Below are 18,442 nucleotides of genomic sequence, written 5' to 3' on the forward strand. Positions count from 1 at the left end.
CCTCGGTGGCCGTCTGCACCTCCTGCCCGGTGAAACGGGTCACCTGGCTTCTCAGGTCGACGGCGATCGCGTGGGCGCAACAATCCCCGCCAGCACAGCCGTCAACCCCCACACCCGCACCCGTCACCCTCGCCACCACCGGTGTCACCGCACCCCCTGAGCCAGCACCCACACCCAGCACTGGTGGCGGCGGCGTGCAGATGCTGGGCTTCGGACCGCCCGGACTCGGACCGGCACCGCAGGCACCACCGTTGCCGCTACCGCGCGACCCGGCGCCACCGGTTCCACCGCCGGTGCCGCCGATCGAAGAAATGACCAAAGAGCAGGCACTTCAAGCGTGGGAGCAACTGAACAACGACAAGGCAAACTACGCAGCGCGATGCGATCCACGGATCGTCGGCCCGCTACCACCTGGACCCTACAGCGCCTGCATGAGGGAGTTCGGTGAGCTAAACACCCGAGAGGCCGCCCTCCGAGCACGGCTAGGACAGTTCGGCATATCTGTAGCAGATCCATCCGCCCCGCCTCCCACGCAGCCGAATACGCCCGGTGCCCAACCACAACAGGGTGCGCCCGGCACGCAGGAACCACCTAGGGCGACGGGGGAAAGCCCGCCCTTGATTGACGAAGTTCCGTTGCAAACCGACCTTCGTCAAATAGAGGAAAAGTATTCTCAGCATGCGGAAGACTTTGGTGTCACCGATCCGCGGGGCCGCGCTGGCTTCGGCAATTTCGACAGAGCGTTGAAGCAGTTCGTAGATGACCCAGCAACGATGCACATCCAAGGCACCTTCCGTGGCCAGCCTGCCATCCTGAACTATAATCCGGACTCCGGATTGTGTGTAATCCAAAAGCCCGATGGAACGTTTATATCAGGTTGGAAGCTAAGCCCTGAACAGACTCACAACGTACTAACCAGAGGATCATTGTGAACAAGGAGGAACTAGGTGGTGGTTGATGTCATCTGATGGTGGAGCAGCCGCGAGGAAGTCGACCAAGTACAGGGGGCTGATCTCTAGTTTCATCAACGGCCAGATATCGGCTCAGGAATTTAAGTCCTCTTACCTGAAGATGTTTAAAAACGACCAGGATTACAGTCTCGACGAAGACGAGTTCGATATACTTGAAACGTTGTTCACGGACGCTGATGACTACAGTGCGGATCCCGAATACCGTGAGTACGTGCGCGCCAAGGACCCCGAATTTCGTAAATACGTGCACGCGTTCGATGAGGAAGAATTACGGGGTCGTGCGCGTGAGGCATACCGAAAACTCTACGAAGCATGACCGCCAGGATCGTCATCCCGCGGATGGGTAAGGGGCTTTTCGCAGATGAGGGTCTAGAGCCTCACAGCCGATTCCCCGCAGTGCAGCACTTCCCTGCCCCTCCCCTATTGCTGGCCCATATGGGCGGCGCCGAACTCACAACGCTTCATGAGATGGGCCATTGAGGACTGCCAATTTGTTGCGGAACTCTCGGATACTCGCACCTTGGTCCCATGACTGTTCGCGGCAGGTGGCCCCTGTTCGACAAGTTTCTTCCCGCATACGAGGAGTACGAATTCTCTTGGAATGGAGAACGTTACGGTGCGCGATTCGTCTGAGGGTTTTTCTTGTCGTCTTCAATGTGCTGGGATTGAGGTTACCAGAATGCGAAATACCCGCGAGTTGTGCAACAGTTCGCAACCCTCGATGTCCCATCTCGTAAGGCGTTGTGGGTCGGCGCAGCCCAGGAGGGAGAGCAGCAGCGGCGGTCGCAGACTACGACGCAATGCTGTCCCGGAGGTCATCGCACTCCAGTGGCTATCCGCGTGGTACTGAAGGATGAATAGAGCTTCGGTTACCGCCATAGTCGATTTTGAGGTGTACTTGCTGATGACGATGAAGCTGAGAATCAGGATGTCACAACAAGAAGCTCAACTAAAAGCTAAGCTAGCTGAAGGGTTTTTCGTCGACGACGGAGAACGGATACACGAGCGGGTGGCCGAAGCCCTTGGCGACGAAGCCTCCTATTTCGGAAATATGCGGAAGCTGCTGGGTATTGCGGATCAGAACGCCACATCACTGCAGCACAGCAGCGTATTGTGGCCGGGATTTGACTTCAATGCGATCGGTAGTGAAGACGGACTGCTTGAGTCGGCGCGGTATTGGCACACGGGGCGCGATTCGATTACCGCCGATTCCCCAATCGGGCTGCCTATCTGGAGCATGGACGTCACCGAATTCACGGAGCAGTTTGGCCCTATGAGAGGCGGCCGCCAGTGGTCCCCGTTCGACAAACTTCTTCCCGCATACGAGGAGTACGAATTCCCTTGGCGCGGAGAGAGTTACGGTGCGGGATTCAGTTGGGGACTGTTCATGTTTGCGGCGAAGTCGTGGGACTGAGCTTGCCAAGGTGCGAAATATCCGCGCGTCAAGCAAGAGTTCGCAGTCCTTGATGTCCCTTCTCCTGACGCGTTGCGGGCCGTCGCCGTCCAGGTGGGCCGGCAGGATCGGAGGCCGCCGGAAGTCCTGCGCTGCGGGGGATTGGTTATCATGCAAAGCCGCCCGCAGAGGTCATAGTCCGGCGGTGGTATCCGCGTGGGACTGAGATTCAGGGAGGGGCGCGCATTACGTACGCAGCCAGGGACGAAATGACGCTCCCCGAACTGCCTGCCCAGATGCGGTGGGTGGTGCTGGTGGACAAGCGCCAGCTGGCGGTGCTGCTGTTGGAGAATGAGGTACCGGTCGCTTCTGCGGGGGCGACGTTGGAGGCGCGCGGTGATGTCGACTATGAGAACCAGCCGGTCGATGCGGTGCAGCGGTTATGTCGGCGTTTGGCTGATCAGGCGTTGCATCAGTGGGGTTTCATGCATGGTCTCAAGCAGAAACTCGGGCCAGGTGTTGATGTGCGGATGAAGCTGGTGGATTGGAACCAGTGAACTATCTGGGGGCCTCGGACCCCCGCCCCCGTCGAGGTGGTTGGTCGGGTTGGTCGGTTCTCCCGCAGTGATGACTGCGGCTAATGGCACTCCGGTACCTCCGCGCGATGTGTCGCCAGCCGCTACGGACCCGCTTTCAAGGCTCTTGATACCAGTAAGGAAACTTCTCACGTGCTTGAGTCGGAGGCCTGGCCTTCGGCGAAGTTTCCAGGAGGCCACACCGATGACAGCGATCGACCGCGCTGCCCGACAGCAGTGTGGTCGCGGTACGCGGGGCGTTGCTCCATCATCTCCCGGCGGCGATGGTTCTCTACACGCTCGCCGCTGTATGGCGACTTCGGCTGGTCCAGCGACGGGCGAGGCTACCGTGTCCGTGGCGGCGGACGGGAGCGCCAAGCGGACGGGTGCCGCCACGGCGGCTGTGTTGGCCCGCTCGGGATGACCTGGCTGATGCTGAATAGACCTTCGGCGAGTGCTGGGTAGGCTGGCTTGGTGGCTGGTGTGCTGGCGGAGCGTGCCCGACGGGTCGCAGAAGCGCGGTTGGAGCCGTTGGCGACGCGGTTGGCGCATGTGCGTGGTGTGGCGGCTGCCGCGGAGCGGTTGGTCTCGCGCATCGACCCGCTGGAGGCGGACGCGCTGATTGCCGCGGCGTGGCTGCACGATGTCGGATACGCGCCGTCGCTGCGTGCGACCGGTTTCCATCCGGTAGATGGCGCTGTGTTTGTCCGGGCGGAGAATTTCCCGCCGGTGGTGGTGTCGCTGGTGGCGTATCACACGGGCGCGGTGTTCGAAGCGCGGGAACGTGGGTTGTCGGACGTGTTGGCGGAGTTCCCGCAGCCGCCGGATTTTTTGCTGGACTTATTGACCTGTGCAGACATGACGATCGGCCCGGACGGTTCGCTGATGCGCCCCGAGGATCGGATCAGCGAGATCCTGTCGCGGTATCCCGCTGAGGATCCGGTGCACCGTGCGATCGAGCGCTCGGCGCCTACCTTGCTTTCTGCGGCTGCTCGCGTGGAGGTCCTCGCGCAACAGGCAACTTCCGGGGCGGAATGATTCGCTAACCCAGGTATGGGGTTGGCCGCTGTTCGAGGTAGTGCTGGATGCGTAGCCGCATCGACGGATGCATGCTCAGCGACTCAATATCTTGTGCGCGTGCCCAGGCGATGTCGGTGCTCTCGGAATCGATGTGTGGCTCGCCACCGATGAGTCGCGTCGTGAAGCATAGCGAAAATTGTTGGCGCACTTCGCCATCAGTGTAGGCCATAACGTGGTGGGGGTTGGTGTAGACGCCGATCAGGCCAGTGACTTCGACATCAAGGCCGGTTTCTTCCTTGACTTCACGCACAGCGGTTTCCACGATCGATTCGCCTAAGTCCATTCCGCCCCCGGGCAGTGCCCATAGGTCGTTATCGCGGCGTTTGATAAGCAGGATGCGAGCTTGCTGGTCGGTTACGACGGCTGTGGTGGAGGGCACCACACTGTTGGCGGGAGGCGCATCGGGATCGTTGTAGTAGTCGATTCGGGCCATCTGGTTCCCCTGGTGTCGGCGGGTCTAGGTGGTTATGAGTGAGCTTGGATAGGACGCGCGGTGTTCCAGACCCGTTCGAAGGCGAGTCGATGGTCGTTCCATAGGTCTGGTGCGTCGTCGCGCTTGATCACGATGGCGGGATTGTCGCTAGCCGGGGCACCGTAGAGGTGCGGGTTAGCGATGAGCGTGTCATCGGCGCGGAACATTGACGTGTACAGCGGTGTGGTGTGGGTGCGGATCTCTAGTCCCGAAGTGCCCGAAAGTGGTTGTAGCCGAAGAAGCGTCATACGGCAACGTGCCGCCAGGGCGGTCCCGATGCCTTGTGCCTCCCCGCGCTCCGCTACGTGCGCGGAGTCCGGGTCACCAATGATGAAGCGGACTACGACGCCGCGTTCGGTGGCGGCGGCCAAGATCTTGGTGAATCGGGGAAGGCCGTCGAACAGGAAGGTGCCGCCGTAAACCAGGATGTCAATGTGCTCGACGGCGCCCTCGAAGAGCTGCCTCCACACGGAAATCGGGACATCGGCTCGGCTGCTGTACACGCTGACCGCGACGGTGCCAGCGCTCGGCGGTGTCATGATCGGGAATAGATCGGGCCACAGGTCGGCTGGATCGCACTCGAGCACATCTACGGCGCGGCGAGCATTGTGGGGGTAGGGCGCCGTTTCACCCGACAACCACCGCTCGACGGTCTTGGCGTCGACGGCGATCAGATCTGCCAGGTCCTGCGCACTCACCCCTTTGCGCTCCATGTGGGCACGCAGCTGGCGGTTCGGCTTTGGTGTGTCCTCGTTGCCCACCCCGATTGGCTCTCCCTACCTGTGATGACATCGGTGTCCAGCAGGATGTCGGCCGCTGTCCGAAGTCTGCCATGCAGATGTCCGCAGCTGCCGCCAAGATGCGGTTTCGATGTCTGAGTTGCCCCGCTGAAGTGGAGTTACGGCCGACGAGCGGCCGTGCCATTCAGGAAGGGATCAAACAAATGCGCCTTCGAATCGATACCACTGCGGTGCAGTTCTTCTGCACGCGCGCAGCCGAGCAGCGAACCGTGCACGAGACTGGTGCACCGCGGATCGACAAAGAAACGGGCCTGGTGCTCTGGCAGGTCCAGCTCATGGCCCTAGATCAAGAGGGTGGGGAAGTGCTCGCGGTGACAGTTGTCGGCGAACCCAAGGTCAAAGTGGGCGAGCCCGTCGCGGTCGATGGTCTGATTGCTATGCCGTGGTCACAGGGAGATCGCTCGGGAGTTGCGTTCCGCGCAGCCCCAATCCGATCATCCGGCGCTCAGTCGGGCGGACTGGGACCCACGGCGGCCAGTGGTAGCTCACACGCCACGACCGGCGTCAAGTAGACCGGCAACAACGCGGCGCGGTGCGGGCGCCAAGCGATGAGCCGTACCAGTTTGGCGCCCGCCCCGCAAAAACATTCTATTCAAGCAAGTTTCGGCGTTGCCGGCACGCCAGCGACGAGCGTGCTCGGGGCGCCCGCGGCGAAGGGAAAGACATTGTGCCTCCAAAGAGCAAGGGCAGTAATTCATCTGACGAGGATTGGGTCGGCGAGCTGCTCGTCGGCATGGCCAAGGCGACCGGCATCGGTATGTTCCGGTTTGCGCTGCGCTGGCCCGACACCGCCGCCCTGTTGACCGTCGTCGCCGTGGTCGGCATGGCGGCCGGCTTGCGCTGGGCCTGCCTACTCACCGCGGTGTGTGCGGCGGGGGTGTGGGGATGGCGGCTGGGCTGGCCTGACTCCTACCACCAGGCGATCGGCAAGCCGGTCGCCGACTACCGGAGGGCCTATCTGGTGTATCGGCGCCGCTGGCAGAGCATCTGCGAACACCACGGCCTGACCATCTCGCCGCGCGGCAAGCCCGATGCTAATCCGTTGGTGCCGCCACTTGCCTCCGTGCGGATTGGCGTGGCAGTCGACACGCTGGTGGTGCGGTTGTTGGTCGGTCAGTCGGTGAAAACCTGGCAGGCCCAACTCGATGGGCTGGCCGCCGCGTTCGGCGCCCACCATGTCACCCTCCAACCCGGGCGGGTGGAGGCTGGGCGCGGCCGCGACGTCATGCTCCGGGTTCGTCATCACGACGCCCTGGCCGCCGCGATCCCGCTGGCGCGCCCCGCCCCGGATACTCCAGTGGTGCGGTTGGCCAACGTGCCAGTTGGTGTCACCGAGCAGGGCAGTCTGTGGGGACTGCCGGTGGCCGGCCGGCACATTCTGATCGGTGGGGCCACCGGCGCCGGGAAAGGATCGGTGTTGTGGTCGCTGGTGGCTGGCCTGGCGCCGGGCATCAAGGCGGGGCTGATCGCGGTGCGCTGCCTGGATCCAAAGGGCGGCATGGAATTCGCCGCCGGCGCAGACTTGTTCGATCGATTTGCTTACGATTCCGACTCCATCCTGGCGGTGCTGAGGGAGACTACGGCCACCATGCTGGCCCGCGCTCAACGCTTACGCGGCACGACGCGCTGTCATCGGCCCACCCGCGCCGAACCGCATATCGTATTGCTGATTGACGAGTTGGCAACCCTGACCGCCTACGCCGATCGCAAACAGCGCGCGGAAGTCGACCAGCTTTTGGGGCTGTGGCTGGCCCAGGGCCGGGCGGTCGGGGTCAGTGTCATCGCCGCCGTGCAAGATCCCTCCAAAGATGTGGTGGCGCTGCGCCAGTTGTTTCCGGTCCGGGTGGGGCTGCGCATGACCGAGGCCACGCAAAGCGCGATGATCCTCTCCACGTCGGCACACCAGCAGGGCGCGCGCTGCGAAGAAATCTCCGACACCACACCGGGCGTGGGGTATGTGCTCACCGAAGGCAACACCGCCATAGTGCGGGTGCGGGCGTTTCATGTTAGTGACAACGATATCGCTTGGCTGGCTGCTAATTTCACACCGCCAGGTCGTCGCGGCGACAACCAAAGGCGGCGGTAAGCATGCTCGCCTCAACTTCGCTGTCCGGCTGGGTGGCACCGGGCTCCCCGGCCATCGATCAGGCGATCCACCGCGCATCCTCATTCGGCTACGAGTCGTGGTGGCAGCGTTGCGCGGCGGTGGGTTTTTGCGCCAACCCTGTTCAGTCCAGCGCGTATGATCCCGACCTCGGTCGGCGGGTGGCGGTGATGATCCGCTGCGGCAATCGCCGGGCGGCGATCTGCCCATCGTGTTCGGACTTGTATGCGGCCGACACCTGGCAGCTAGTCCACGCCGGAGCCCAGGGCGGCCACCACGGTATGCCCGAAACCACCGCCACCCGGCCGCAAGTGTTCGCCACCTTAACCGCACCCAGTTTCGGTGCCGTCCACACGAGCGGCGGCCGATCAGGACAGGCCGATAAGGTGTGCCACCCGCCCAACGGAGGCAAGAGTCACTGCCCACACGGGAAAGCACTGCAGTGCAACGTGATCCACGTCAGCGACGACGACGAGTTAGGGCAGCCGCTGTGCCCGGATTGTTATGACTACACCGGGCATGTGTTGTTCAACTGGCATGCGCCGGAACTATGGCGGCGCTTCACTATTGCGCTGGGCCGGGCCGTGGCGGTCCACCTGCGCTGTACCGGAATCGAACCCGATGCCGTTCGACTGTCGTTTGTCAAAGTCGCCGAATACCAGCGTCGCGCCCTCGTGCATTACCACACCCTGATACGGCTCGATCCCACTGACGACGACGGCATCACCACCGGAAAATCCGATTCCGTGGTGTCGGCAACGGAACTGGCCACGATCGTGCGGCAAGCTGCCGAGCGAGTACACCTAGCCGTGGCAGTGAGCAGCCCCGCTGACCCTTCATCTCCGGAGACCGGGGATCGCATGCTGAGGTTCGGTACCCAGATCGATATCCAGCCCCTCACCGGGGCCAGTGACACTGGCGAGCTGGGGTTGGCCCGGCGGGTCGCGGGATACCTGGCCAAATACACCACCAAGTCGGTCGCCGAATTCGGCATCGCCGCGCGTCGGATCAGCCCGGCCGCCATCGGGGAACTGGACATCTCGGCACATATCCGCTGCATCCTGTCCACCCTCGCCGAGCTGGCGACACTACCGGGAAACACCGCGATGCTGGGCTGGCTGCATACCCTGGGCTATCGCGGGCACATCACCACCAAGTCGCGCCGCTACTCGATCACCATGACCGCGCTACGTGCCGCCCGTCACCGCTGGCGGATCGACTGCGCCGGTGAACCGGAACGCGATGACTGTCAACAGAATTCCCACGGCCAGCAAGATTGGTCAAGTGGCGCGTCCGAACTGAGTGACTGGCGCATTGACGGTGCCGGCCACCGCAACGATGGCGAACGGCTGCTCGTCCATAGCGCGGCACTGCGTGCCCGAGACTACCGATACCTGGCTCGTTTGGATGTCAGCCAAAACAGCGGAGCAAGTCCATGAAGGGGATTATCGCCGGAAGCTACTTATTGATTCGAAATCGATCCATTGCAAGGGGATAGAGACAGCCGCGTCTGCGTCAAAGCGCGATTCGGCTATACGCACATTGAGCGGGAACAGGAAGTAGATCGATGACCGCGACATCATTGGTTCGATTGGGCACCCAAGCCGCAGCCGAATACCTGGGTGGATTACCGGAGTCGACCCTGAGGTACTGGCGTTACATGGGCACGGGTCCGCGCAGCTATCGCCTTGGCCGACATACTTTTTACGACGTCGCCGACCTGGACGCGTGGGTAGAGGCAGAAGCCGCCAAGACCGAGCGCGGGGGAGTGGTGCGATAACGGATTCGTACCACGGATTTGTGCGGTATTCTCGTTCCATGACTGTCAGGCACCAGCGAGCCGGCATTGACGATCGATGGCACAAGAAGGTCAAGGGCTCCGATGGAGAGATCCGCAAGGAACGGTCCGCCGTGTACGGCAAGGTCACGCGCTGGCGTGTGCGCTGGGTTGATGACAGCGGCAGGGAGCACGCGAGGGTCTTTGAACGCAGACCTGACGCTCAGGCTCATCTGGACGGCCTGACGGCGGATGTTCAGCGGGGGGAGTACGTCGACCCTCGCAAGAGCGCTGAGACGTTTGGATCGGTCGCTGAACAGTGGTTCGCCACCAAAGGTCATCGGAAACCCAAGACAGTCGCGGGATACCGGTCCATTCTGGACACGCTCGTGCTGCCGAAGTGGGCGGAGGTGCCACTGAAGCAGATTGACTACCAGGCATACTCAACGTGGCTCGGCGGTTTGGCTGTCGACGGCTCGCAACGCGGCACCGCACTGTCGGCCAGTCGTATCACGCAGGCTCACCAGCTCGTGGGCGCAGTGCTCAAGTATGCGCAACGCACGGGCAAGATCGCCAAGAATGTGGCCGGCGAGATCAAGCGGACCGAGGACTTGCCGACCGCGACCGAGCGGGAGCGGCGCTACCTCACCCACGCCGAACTTCTCCAACTCGCCAGGGCTACCGCGCGGTTCGAGACGCTGACCCTCGTTCTCGGCTACTGCGGACTGCGCTTCGGTGAGGCAGCGGCGCTGCGTCGCAGGCACGTGGGGGACCGTGAGTTGACGGTCCGTTCATCGGCTACGTATGTGACCGGCAGCGGGATCGTCGAGACGACGACCAAGACGAACCGGGCGCGCCACGTGCCGGTCCCTGAGCCGGTATGGGAGCGGCTGCGGGATGAGCTGCCAACCGCGCCCAATGCCCTCGTGTTCCCGAGCCATCGCGGCGGCCACCTGCCCATCGAGGAGTACCGCAGAGCCTTTGACAAGGGATGCAAGGCGGTTGGCATCACCGACTTGGTCCCGCACGGGCTGAGGCACACCACGGCTTCGTTGGCCATTAGCGCGGGCGCTAATGTCAAGGTCGTGCAGAGGCTTCTAGGACACGCCACAGCGGCCATGACCTTGGACCGTTATGGCCACCTGCTCAGCGACGACCTGGCGAGCGTGGCAGATGCGCTCGGCAAGGCCATCGAACGCACTGCGGTATCATTGCGGTATTCCGAGGCTGGCTCAGTTACGGTAGAGGACATATCCACAGCTAGTTAGCACCGGGGGCGGTAGCTCAGTTGGTTAGAGCCGCGGACTCATAATCCGTTGGTCGCGGGTTCGAGCCCCGCCCGCCCCACTTCAGAGGCATTTTTTCGGGTTCGCCGAGGCTGAGTCATCGTCTATTCATCGTTTATGTGGACGGTGCGGTCGAGCAGGTCCGCTACTGCGTGCGGGGCCGCCCTCGGGTCATGTAGCGGTCTTGGGTCATGCTGACGTGGCTGTGGCCTAGATGGTCGGCGCCGATCCGGGCTGAGAGCCCTTCGGCATCGATGACGGTCGCGACGGTCTTGCGGAAGCTAGCGGTAGTCACTTCAGCCACGCCCGGTTCACCTCGTGCCGTGCGCCACTCCGTTGGTCGCTGGTTCGAGCCCCGCCCCACCATAACAGCGCATAGACGGCCCATTTTTCTTTCCAGCGGCACTGGCCAGACCGCCCCGAATCGGGTCTGTGTCAGCGTCGCGTCAGCACTCATGTGTGACTTAAACCGCAGCCGCGTTTCCTAGCAACCTTTGGGGCCGTCTTGGGTTCCAGGGACCAACGCGGCCGTCCTATAGGTTCAGCGCCGCCGTTCGCGGACTTCATTCGCACCCAATTCCATTGCCGTCTCGATCAAGGCCGTAGATGTCCTTACCGATGACTATTACAGGACCCTGGACGTAGGCCGGACCATTACCGCTACCGCCCGCACAGTCGACATCACTAGCGATCGGGACGCAGGCGCCCGAGTAATTGGGGTCGCATTTTGAGCCTGGTTCCTGCGGTATGGGCGCTACATACGGGCCCAAGGACTCGACGACCAACACACCGCCCGGATCGGCGTTTGCCGCTGGAGTGAAGACGAGCCCCATGGCAAAGCCAATTGCCAGCACTGTCGACTTCCTCACGGTCGCAAATCGTAGTAGAACGCCATGCCTTCTTCCGGCCTTTTCGCCCAATCGCAGCCGTTGGGTTCCCGGCTCCCAACCACCGCGGGGATAAGACTTCGCAGGACGTCAGCAACCAGGCGCTCCTATGCATGTGGAAGCGCGGCGAGTGAAAACCGCCGGTCGGCAATGGTGATTGGCTCACCGGCGATGCTGTTGGTGGCGGTGGTCAGCGATTGGAAATCGAGATAGCTTGGGCCACACGCGATTATGCCGATAATAATGATATGGTCAACCAACCGACCGGCGACGTCACATTTGGAACGCCAGAACGCGTCCGCACCCACCGCGGCCCCAGGCGCCCTCAGAAACGCCGGTTGAAGCTGCGTGTCGGTTGCCGAGAGCGCGAAACACGATGGAACGGTGATTGTTTCGGTGCATCGGCGATTGCCGCGCTACATTGTCGATTCGTCACTGTGACGCGTAAACGCCGAATTCGGTTGCCTACCAGCATATTTTCGCATCTTTCATGGATAACCGCTGTTATCCACGAAACCGTGCGACCATTGCCCCATGACGCCGGTGCCACGTGCCTTCAATGACGATGAATCGCGCCACCCCGGTTGGTTTTTGGCGTTCATGGCGGACCGGCAGTCGGCAAGCCCTCACCACACACACCGTGAAGGCCTACCGGCAGGACTTCGTCGCGGTCGCCACACAGCTTGCTGGTGCCCCCCGACCGCATCGTGCACTTGGCGCCGGACGCACTTACAAGGGAGGCGATGCAGGCCGCCTTCGCCGCCTATGCCGGCACCCACCAGGCCGCGTCGATCCGGCGCTGCCGGTCAAACTGGAACACGCTGTGCGACTTCCTCTACACCGGCGACATCAAAGCGGCCAACCCGATGTCGTTCGTCGGCCGACCCAAGGTCGCCAGGACACTCCCCAAAGGACTTGGAGCCGAGACGATCTCGGAGCTGCTGACGGTCATCGACGACGACCGCGGTTCGGAGCGCCGCTCCGACTGGGCCGAACGCGACCGGGCTATCGTGCTGACGGCGGTGCTCGCCGGCCTTCGCGCGGACGAACTCGTGCGCGCCGATGCCGGAGACATCCGAGCGACTGACGAGGGCGGTTATCGTTCACGTGCACGGCAAGGGCAACAAGGACCGCCGCATACCAGTGGAGCAGCCCCTGATTCACGAACTTGAGGCCTACTTGGACTCCCGAGCGGCCCGCTTCCCCGGCAGCACCAAACGGCGACCCACCGCTGGGGGACTGGCCGCGTGGCCGGCCACTTCGCCATTGTTGGTCTGCAGTAACGGCTCCCGCATTACCCGCGGCGCGCTGCGGTACCGGGTGCTACGTGCCTTCAAGAACGCCAGGCTGGACAGCCAGCGCGCGCGAGGAGATCTGCTGCATGGCTTCCGGCGTGGTTTCGCCACGGAGCTCGCCAACGCGAATACCAGCGTGTATGCGCTGATGAAGCTTCTCGGGCACGAGTCGATGGTGACATCGCAACGCTACGTCGATGGCGCGGGGACGCAGAATCGTGCGGCAGCTGCCCAGAACCCGCTGTACGGCCTGATCACACAGCCGCGGGAAGCGTAGCTCCTCAAGGGTTTCCTCAGCAGACCTCGACCTTTCGACCGAGGCTTAAGGTCGAAGCTCGATTCTGTCATCGATCTGGCGTTGCGAGAATTTTGAAGAGCATGTTGTTGACGTCCGTTAAGGCATGGACGTCTATCCGGCGGTGCTGTGCACTTAGTCTCGCCTTGCGGAGGCTAGTAACCAGTCCTGGTGCAGCCCAGTCATTCTCGCCCAAGTCCACACCAAATCCGGTGTCGGGCTCGGCGTCGAATACCGGCACGACGATGACTGTCGGCTCACTAGGAATCTCGTTGTACACGGTGGAGGAAATGACCAGCACGCTGATGCCGGTGTCGGTTGTCCAGATATCACCCCGGCGGGGGGATTGGCTCAATGCCGCGCTAACTCGTCGAGATTGCGATCAGCCCACGCCTCGCTGAACGCCGCTGCGTCGGGATGAGCTCGCATCCACTGGTCGTGTGCCGCACAGCGGCGCCGCATGTCTTCGACATCGAGGAGGTTCTCGATCCAGGCGTTCATCGACTTCTGGTCGGCATCGGCGTACCGTTTCACCGCCTGATAGGCCGTGTCGGACAGCCGCAACGTGATCATCCTTGCCACCGCTTGATGCTAGCACGACTCGCTAGCACCCAGGAGGCCTTTCGCGTGTGGCCACGGGCGACAACGCCAGACAAGGGTGATTATGTAAAGAATATGCCTAAAGTAGCTGTGCTACAGCATATTCCACGCACCGATAAGTGTTTGGGCTCAATGAGTTTGGCGGTTTTCGCATCGAATCTGGCGGTCGACGGATCGCGCAACGACTCGCATTTGAACTGGCGGTCGTGGCGCCCGGTCAGCGAGGGCGTGAACCAGCAGCAGGGTGGGTGGCACGTACGAGCTGGGAAAGCAGTTGTCGTGGGGGCGCCGAGCGTCGTAGATGCCCTAGCCGGGTGAGAACCACCGCGAGGCCGTGCACGCACGGTAGCGCACAGGTGTGCTATGATGTGCGATATGGAAGGGTCTGCAGCTCCCGCGCTAGGCGCTCTACTCGCGAAACATCAAATCGGCCTCACCGTCGACGAGGTCCTCCACGAGCTTGACACTGCATTTGCAGCAATTCCTGTAGCGGCCACCCTGTCAGCGGCGGAAGTGGAGTTCCTCCGCAAGCACGCCGAACCCAGCACGGCGACGGCTATTGAGCGATGGTCAGCTGACGACGAACGGCAGGCTCGGGCCCGCGTCGCGTTGCGGCAACTCACCAGCGCAGTCTCAGGATCGGTCAGCATAAAAGAGGCCGCCGTCCTTCTCGGCGTCGACCGGTCCCGCGTGTCACGACGCATCACCGGAAAACAGTTATGGGCCTTCGACCTCCAAGGAACCCGGCGCCTCCCCAAGTGGCAGTTCCTTGGTAATGAACTGCTTCCCGGGTTGGACTTAATCGTCCCGGCGATACCACCTGGCAGCACCCCCGCGGTGCTCGATGTGTTCATGCACACTCCGCAGCCCGACTTTGACGGCCGGACACCGATCGAACACTTGGCCGCTGGCGGTGACGCCTTATTGGTCGCCGGATTCATACGAGATCTCGGCCGCTGGTGAGCCCGCGCTCCACACCCAAGGTCCCCAGGACGCCCCCAGAACAGCTCACCCGGCAACCTGACGACAGCACCAGCCACACCGGCACGCTCTGGCGGATCCACCGCACCGAAGGGGAGCAGGTATTGCCCTGGAACAAGCTACGCACCTTCGGGCCGCTGCCCTCAATGCGCTGGGATCCGCATCCCGACGCTGAACCCAGCATGCGCGCCGAGAGCGTCCTGTACGCGGCAGCCGATGTCACAACCAGCCTCGCGGAGGTCTATCAAACCACGCGCGTGATCGATTCCCGTGCCGGCGCTCCAACTCTCACCGCCTGGAAGCCTCAACGGAAACTACGTCTGCTCGACCTGTCCGGAACGTGGCTGCTGCGCAACAGTGCATCAGCTGCGCTGCTAGCCGCACCTCGCTCCATATGCCGCCGGTGGGCCCGCGCTATCTACACGACCTGGCCCGAACTCGACGGGCTATACGTCCCGTCGACTATGACTGGCCGCCCGAACATTGTGCTGTGGACTGCCGCCGCGGACTCGCTACCCGCGATGCCTTCGTTCTCCCGCCCACTCAGCCACCCGCTGGTCTGGTCGATCACGCAAGCAGCAGCCTCTGAGATCGGCTACCGCATCCTGTGATTCGGCGTCCTGGAGGCTGTTGGTGTCGCTTGCCAGGGTGAATGGGACCACCTGATTGCCAGGGGGATGGGACCACCGTGGCGCGTTACTGAGGATGCTCGTCGGCGGGGTCTGGGTCAGGCTGCGCGCGGGTGCGTTGGCGGTAGGACGGGGGCAACTCCTTCATTTTCTCGGCTGCCAGCTGTATACCTGCGATGTCGTCACGCGACCGCTTGCCGTCCATGAGTTTACTTTCGTGCCAGAAGCATTTCGGACGCACCGTCGCGGGTGCAGGCCGAGCCTGACTTGTATTGCACCGCAACTAAACCGACAGAACAGCTAAGCCCGCGATGCGACCTTCTGCTCAAGTTGCTCGAACAGTTCCGGGCGGTCGGGGAGATGGCCTGCGATCCCATCGCCGCGCCCGATTTGGTCAGCGCTGTAGCACCAAACGCTCCGTGCGCCGAAACGCCAGGGCATACGTCGCCGAGGCCGGGAACGTTGTCTGGCGATGGGGATGCCTGGCGGAATGCTTCTACCGTCGCGGCGATTAATTCCGACGAAGTTGACTGGCGGAGCATAATTGAAAACATTGAAGCTAACCTTCGGTCCAATGTGATATCCGGGAGACAACCCGATGAGCAACCAACAAGAGCCCTGGAAATACTTCGGTCGCGATGCGATGACTGGGAGAGTAATCGAGATATTTCGCTGCCCGGACAATGGCAAACGGCTATATCAGCAAAGATTGGAAGATGTGCACTTGCTCCTCAAGGACGGCACGTGGCGTAAGAATATGAAAATTGCTCTACTTGATGATTTGGTAGAAGGACGGTTCGATGAACGGGGTGATGAAATATCGGAGCGGGATGCCATGAACTATTACAGTTCATGGCAGCAGAGCGGACAATGGCCCGGTCGAGATTAGTGGCTCTTCCGGAACTGGAAGGCCGGTGATTACGCCAATCGCAGATTAGTTAGTTCGGATCGTGGTGAGCTAACGCTGGCTCGAGTTTCGCCGAGAACAGGGTTCGCCGGCTCGACGTTCCCCCATAATAACGACAGCTTTACGTACCGGGCTGGGCATCCGTCCATATTAAACAAGCATCCCCCAAGCGTCTGCAAGTTCGGTGCTTTACTTACTACGTCCACTGCTCGGGTCTGCGCTTGAGAAGCAGGTTTCGTATCGGTGGGACTTCATGGCTGCCGAACGAGTAACGGCCACACCTAGGCGGTAGCTGCTCATTCACAGGGCCCAAGCGCCGGGCATCCACACGACCACGATCCTTGGCTAACCGGCGCGGGCAAAGTATGCGAAATCCGTCGTCCAATCGAGGATCGGTCATAAGCTTGGTTCCTGCGGATTTTCGGGCGATCTGCTTCATCAGCGTATCTTCTGGAAGGGTGAGCCCATGTCGTTGAGCGTCGTACCTGACATCGTGTCTTCGGCCAGCGGGAGTTTAGACAGATTGGGCCTTGAACTGCGCAAAGCGACCGCGACCGCCGCAAGCCGAACCATCGCTATCGCGGCGCCAGCCCTTGATGAGGTGTCTGAGGCGATCACCGCGCTGTTTGGCATGCAGGCTCAAGAGTTTCAAACAGTGAGCGCCATGGCGGCGGCCTTTCACGACAACTTCGTTAGCCTGTTGAACGGCGGGGTCGCACAGTATGTGAGCGCTGAAGCGGCGAATGTCGAGCAGACATTGGCGAAAGCGGTGAACGCGTCCGCACAAGCTCTGCTGGGTCATCCCCCGCTCGGAATCGGAGAGCGGACGATGGCTGCGGCTGCCAACCCGGCTGAAACGATCTCGCAAAGCTTTCCTATCGGTCCCTTCGAGGCATTTTTTGGGGGGACGGCTATTCCGACTCCGACCGGTGGACTAGTAGTAAACAATGATGTCGGAATCAGGCTGAACACCCCGTTAGGGTCTCTGGTGTTGTTCTCGGAAGGTGGCGGCGTAACCACATATCCCGAAACCTTCTCCTACCTAGCTACGGGGCACTTCCAGGTGCCCTTCGTTTACTATCAAAACGCCGCGCTGTATACACTGCCCTCGTTTGCGCCCAGATGGGTGGGTTTTACCATTAACGGTGTAGAGCTAGGATTGCCGTTGAACCCGCCCGCGCTTCCTACTGTCAGCATTTCGTGGCTAGGCACCCCGTTCTACGGCATTCTTCCAAGAATAGGCTATTCGCCCGTCGTCTGATTACAGCCGCCGCTGACCGGATACGCCGGCAACTGTGAGGTGAGTAGTTACAGCGCCTGATTCGTCGCTATAGGCCCCCACGTTGCTGGCCTTGTGCGACGGCACATGTACGACAGAGGGCGACGCGCGCGCCGCGGGTCACAATGATGGTCGCCATGACCTTCTCGACCCCGATCTCCGCGAGGGCTCGCAGATTGTCGATTTCGGCATCCCGGCCGCGGCGGACTCCTGAGTTCAGTAGCCGCCTGTGATCAGCGAGCGAAGTCTCGGCGGTCGGCGGTTCCGCTATGGCGGCCCAGTCGCGCGGCGAAGTACTTCCGGTAGCGCTCGTACACTCGGCGTGCCACGTTTCCAGCCGTGACGCCGGCGAGCCGAGTTGTTCGAATCTCGCGATCGCAATCTGCAGGTCTGCCTCGTCGAATAGCTCGCAGTGGCTGGGCAGGTCGGCATCGACCGCCAAGATGTCAACGCCCCGCCACTCGGCGTCGAAGCCCTCGCGCGAAATGCCGTGTGCCGCGTGGGTTACCACCGCTCCGAGGTCGTTCAGACGATGCACGACCTCGACATAGGTTCGGATCTCTTGGTCGAGTTCCCATCCGGCACGGACATATGTGACCAGTTCACCGGGCGGGTACGCAGCGACCCGGCGATGGTTAATGCTCACAAAATCAGTTGTGGTCGTTGGTAGTTCGTTCCGATTAGGCGCGGCGGAGCGCCCCTGATCACCGACCGCGTGTGAGTTTCGCGGCCGCCTCGCCGGCGCGGTAGCGAGTTTCGAGTTCTTCGATGGCAACGTCGAAGTCATCGAGGTCGAACGCGACGTGGGCTGCCAACCGGCCGTCGGCGTCGATCTCAACGACGCTTTTCTCTGCGCCGATCTCCGCGGTGGCTTGACCGTTGGCGATTTGGACATCCCGGCCACGTCGCATGCCGGCGCTCAGCAGGGGCCGACGATCGATCGTGTCGATCGCCATCGCGACCCACGGCGAGCGCCTCGCGCTGTGTCGTAGGTCTATCGTCGGGCGAGGCCAGCAACCCGGAGCGTTCCGATACGGAGTTCTCACACACCGCAACCTTTCGGCGGCAGCTGGCGGACAGGGCTGCGGTCGGTATGCCGCTAGCAAAGCAC

The 18,442-nt window shown here is 62.1% G+C and carries 23 protein-coding genes, 1 tRNA gene and 2 pseudogenes; 17 read left to right on the top strand and 9 right to left on the bottom strand.

Annotation, left to right across the window (positions count from 1 at the left end):
* A pseudogene (locus BST40_RS31165) lies at positions 1 to 319 on the bottom strand (hypothetical protein); the annotation flags it as partial.
* Positions 320 to 617: 298 nt separating this feature from the next.
* Between BST40_RS31165 and BST40_RS31170 the strand changes: the two are divergent.
* The 5 genes from BST40_RS31170 to BST40_RS17940 all read left to right on the top strand — a co-directional run bounded on the left by BST40_RS31170 (position 618) and on the right by BST40_RS17940 (position 3,977).
* On the top strand, positions 618 to 932 hold the full coding sequence (locus BST40_RS31170; RefSeq protein WP_162877364.1) for a colicin D domain-containing protein: 315 nt from the start codon (positions 618 to 620) through the stop codon (positions 930 to 932).
* A gap of 25 nt (positions 933 to 957) precedes the next feature.
* Positions 958 to 1,287: a colicin immunity domain-containing protein gene (locus BST40_RS17925; protein WP_075545419.1), complete on the top strand. Its 330-nt coding sequence runs from the start codon at positions 958 to 960 to the stop codon at positions 1,285 to 1,287.
* A 588-nt stretch (positions 1,288 to 1,875) separates the two neighbouring features.
* Positions 1,876 to 2,385, top strand: coding sequence for a hypothetical protein (locus BST40_RS17930; RefSeq protein WP_241780144.1), 510 nt, complete (start codon positions 1,876 to 1,878; stop codon positions 2,383 to 2,385).
* Between the two features lie 224 nt (positions 2,386 to 2,609).
* The gene (locus BST40_RS17935) at positions 2,610 to 2,921 is read left to right on the top strand and encodes a hypothetical protein (protein WP_075513628.1); all 312 of its coding nucleotides are present in this window, start codon (positions 2,610 to 2,612) and stop codon (positions 2,919 to 2,921) included.
* Between the two features lie 492 nt (positions 2,922 to 3,413).
* The gene (locus tag BST40_RS17940) at positions 3,414 to 3,977 is read left to right on the top strand and encodes an HD domain-containing protein (RefSeq protein WP_075545421.1); all 564 of its coding nucleotides are present in this window, start codon (positions 3,414 to 3,416) and stop codon (positions 3,975 to 3,977) included.
* 4 nt (positions 3,978 to 3,981) lie between these two features.
* Here BST40_RS17940 and BST40_RS17945 read toward each other — a convergent pair whose 3' ends face one another.
* Both BST40_RS17945 and BST40_RS17950 read right to left on the bottom strand, forming a co-directional pair.
* Positions 3,982 to 4,452: an NUDIX hydrolase gene (locus BST40_RS17945; protein ID WP_075545422.1), complete on the bottom strand. Its 471-nt coding sequence runs from the start codon at positions 4,450 to 4,452 to the stop codon at positions 3,982 to 3,984.
* Positions 4,453 to 4,484: 32 nt separating this feature from the next.
* Positions 4,485 to 5,252, bottom strand: coding sequence for a helix-turn-helix domain-containing protein (locus BST40_RS17950; protein ID WP_082275214.1), 768 nt, complete (start codon positions 5,250 to 5,252; stop codon positions 4,485 to 4,487).
* 182 nt (positions 5,253 to 5,434) lie between these two features.
* Here BST40_RS17950 and BST40_RS17955 point away from each other — a divergent pair, with 182 nt between their 5' ends.
* The 6 genes from BST40_RS17955 to BST40_RS17980 all read left to right on the top strand — a co-directional run bounded on the left by BST40_RS17955 (position 5,435) and on the right by BST40_RS17980 (position 10,519).
* The gene (locus tag BST40_RS17955) at positions 5,435 to 5,803 is read left to right on the top strand and encodes a hypothetical protein (protein ID WP_075545493.1); all 369 of its coding nucleotides are present in this window, start codon (positions 5,435 to 5,437) and stop codon (positions 5,801 to 5,803) included.
* Between the two features lie 155 nt (positions 5,804 to 5,958).
* Positions 5,959 to 7,377, top strand: coding sequence for a type IV secretory system conjugative DNA transfer family protein (locus BST40_RS17960; RefSeq protein WP_075545494.1), 1,419 nt, complete (start codon positions 5,959 to 5,961; stop codon positions 7,375 to 7,377).
* Positions 7,378 to 7,379: 2 nt separating this feature from the next.
* Positions 7,380 to 8,834 carry a replication initiator gene (locus BST40_RS17965; RefSeq protein ID WP_075545423.1) on the top strand — a complete coding sequence of 485 codons (1,455 nt, stop codon included), beginning with the start codon at positions 7,380 to 7,382 and terminating at the stop codon, positions 8,832 to 8,834.
* Positions 8,835 to 8,962: 128 nt separating this feature from the next.
* Complete coding sequence (locus BST40_RS17970) at positions 8,963 to 9,175, top strand: helix-turn-helix transcriptional regulator (RefSeq protein WP_075545424.1); 213 nt, start codon at positions 8,963 to 8,965, stop codon at positions 9,173 to 9,175.
* A 38-nt stretch (positions 9,176 to 9,213) separates the two neighbouring features.
* Entirely contained in the window at positions 9,214 to 10,440 is a 1,227-nt protein-coding gene (locus BST40_RS17975) for a tyrosine-type recombinase/integrase (RefSeq protein WP_082275216.1), read from the top strand.
* Positions 10,441 to 10,445: 5 nt separating this feature from the next.
* A tRNA-Ile gene (locus tag BST40_RS17980) sits at positions 10,446 to 10,519 on the top strand.
* A gap of 43 nt (positions 10,520 to 10,562) precedes the next feature.
* Here the strand turns inward: BST40_RS17980 and BST40_RS17985 are convergent.
* A pseudogene (locus BST40_RS17985) lies at positions 10,563 to 10,765 on the bottom strand (site-specific integrase); the annotation flags it as partial.
* Positions 10,766 to 12,034: 1,269 nt separating this feature from the next.
* On the opposite strand from BST40_RS17985, the gene BST40_RS32900 reads away from it, so the two are divergent.
* Complete coding sequence (locus BST40_RS32900) at positions 12,035 to 12,517, top strand: hypothetical protein (RefSeq protein WP_306770973.1); 483 nt, start codon at positions 12,035 to 12,037, stop codon at positions 12,515 to 12,517.
* Positions 12,489 to 12,917: a site-specific integrase gene (locus BST40_RS32905; RefSeq protein ID WP_306770972.1), complete on the top strand. Its 429-nt coding sequence runs from the start codon at positions 12,489 to 12,491 to the stop codon at positions 12,915 to 12,917. Before BST40_RS32900 ends, BST40_RS32905 begins: the two co-directional genes overlap by 29 nt.
* A 67-nt stretch (positions 12,918 to 12,984) precedes the next feature.
* Here the strand turns inward: BST40_RS32905 and BST40_RS18005 are convergent, their stop codons facing one another.
* Positions 12,985 to 13,290, bottom strand: coding sequence for a type II toxin-antitoxin system PemK/MazF family toxin (locus BST40_RS18005; RefSeq protein WP_075545426.1), 306 nt, complete (start codon positions 13,288 to 13,290; stop codon positions 12,985 to 12,987).
* Positions 13,287 to 13,508, bottom strand: a complete 222-nt coding sequence (locus BST40_RS18010; protein WP_075545427.1) for a hypothetical protein — start codon at positions 13,506 to 13,508, stop codon at positions 13,287 to 13,289. Before BST40_RS18010 ends, BST40_RS18005 begins: the two co-directional genes overlap by 4 nt.
* Before the next feature lie 402 nt (positions 13,509 to 13,910).
* Between BST40_RS18010 and BST40_RS18015 the strand changes: the two genes are divergently transcribed.
* On the top strand, positions 13,911 to 14,498 hold the full coding sequence (locus tag BST40_RS18015) for a DNA-binding protein (protein WP_241780146.1): 588 nt from the start codon (positions 13,911 to 13,913) through the stop codon (positions 14,496 to 14,498).
* Complete coding sequence (locus BST40_RS18020) at positions 14,495 to 15,127, top strand: RES family NAD+ phosphorylase (RefSeq protein WP_075545428.1); 633 nt, start codon at positions 14,495 to 14,497, stop codon at positions 15,125 to 15,127. The genes BST40_RS18015 and BST40_RS18020 overlap by 4 nt, the downstream gene beginning before the upstream one ends.
* An 85-nt stretch (positions 15,128 to 15,212) precedes the next feature.
* Here the strand turns inward: BST40_RS18020 and BST40_RS30165 are convergent, their stop codons facing one another.
* Entirely contained in the window at positions 15,213 to 15,350 is a 138-nt protein-coding gene (locus tag BST40_RS30165; protein ID WP_158006294.1) for a hypothetical protein, read from the bottom strand.
* A 393-nt stretch (positions 15,351 to 15,743) separates the two neighbouring features.
* On the opposite strand from BST40_RS30165, the gene BST40_RS29515 reads away from it, so the two are divergent.
* Positions 15,744 to 16,034, top strand: a complete 291-nt coding sequence (locus BST40_RS29515; RefSeq protein WP_131808246.1) for a hypothetical protein — start codon at positions 15,744 to 15,746, stop codon at positions 16,032 to 16,034.
* 484 nt (positions 16,035 to 16,518) lie between these two features.
* Entirely contained in the window at positions 16,519 to 17,313 is a 795-nt protein-coding gene (locus BST40_RS18025) for a PE family protein (RefSeq protein ID WP_075545429.1), read from the top strand.
* Between the two features lie 67 nt (positions 17,314 to 17,380).
* Here BST40_RS18025 and BST40_RS18030 read toward each other — a convergent pair whose 3' ends face one another.
* On the bottom strand, positions 17,381 to 17,977 hold the full coding sequence (locus tag BST40_RS18030) for a hypothetical protein (RefSeq protein WP_075545430.1): 597 nt from the start codon (positions 17,975 to 17,977) through the stop codon (positions 17,381 to 17,383).
* 58 nt (positions 17,978 to 18,035) lie between these two features.
* Positions 18,036 to 18,287, bottom strand: coding sequence for a hypothetical protein (locus tag BST40_RS18035; RefSeq protein WP_075545431.1), 252 nt, complete (start codon positions 18,285 to 18,287; stop codon positions 18,036 to 18,038).
* Positions 18,288 to 18,442: the final 155 nt, after the last annotated feature.

Origin of the sequence: Mycobacterium persicum (assembly GCF_002086675.1) — a bacterium.
Classification (GTDB): Bacteria; Actinomycetota; Actinomycetes; order Mycobacteriales; family Mycobacteriaceae; genus Mycobacterium; species Mycobacterium persicum.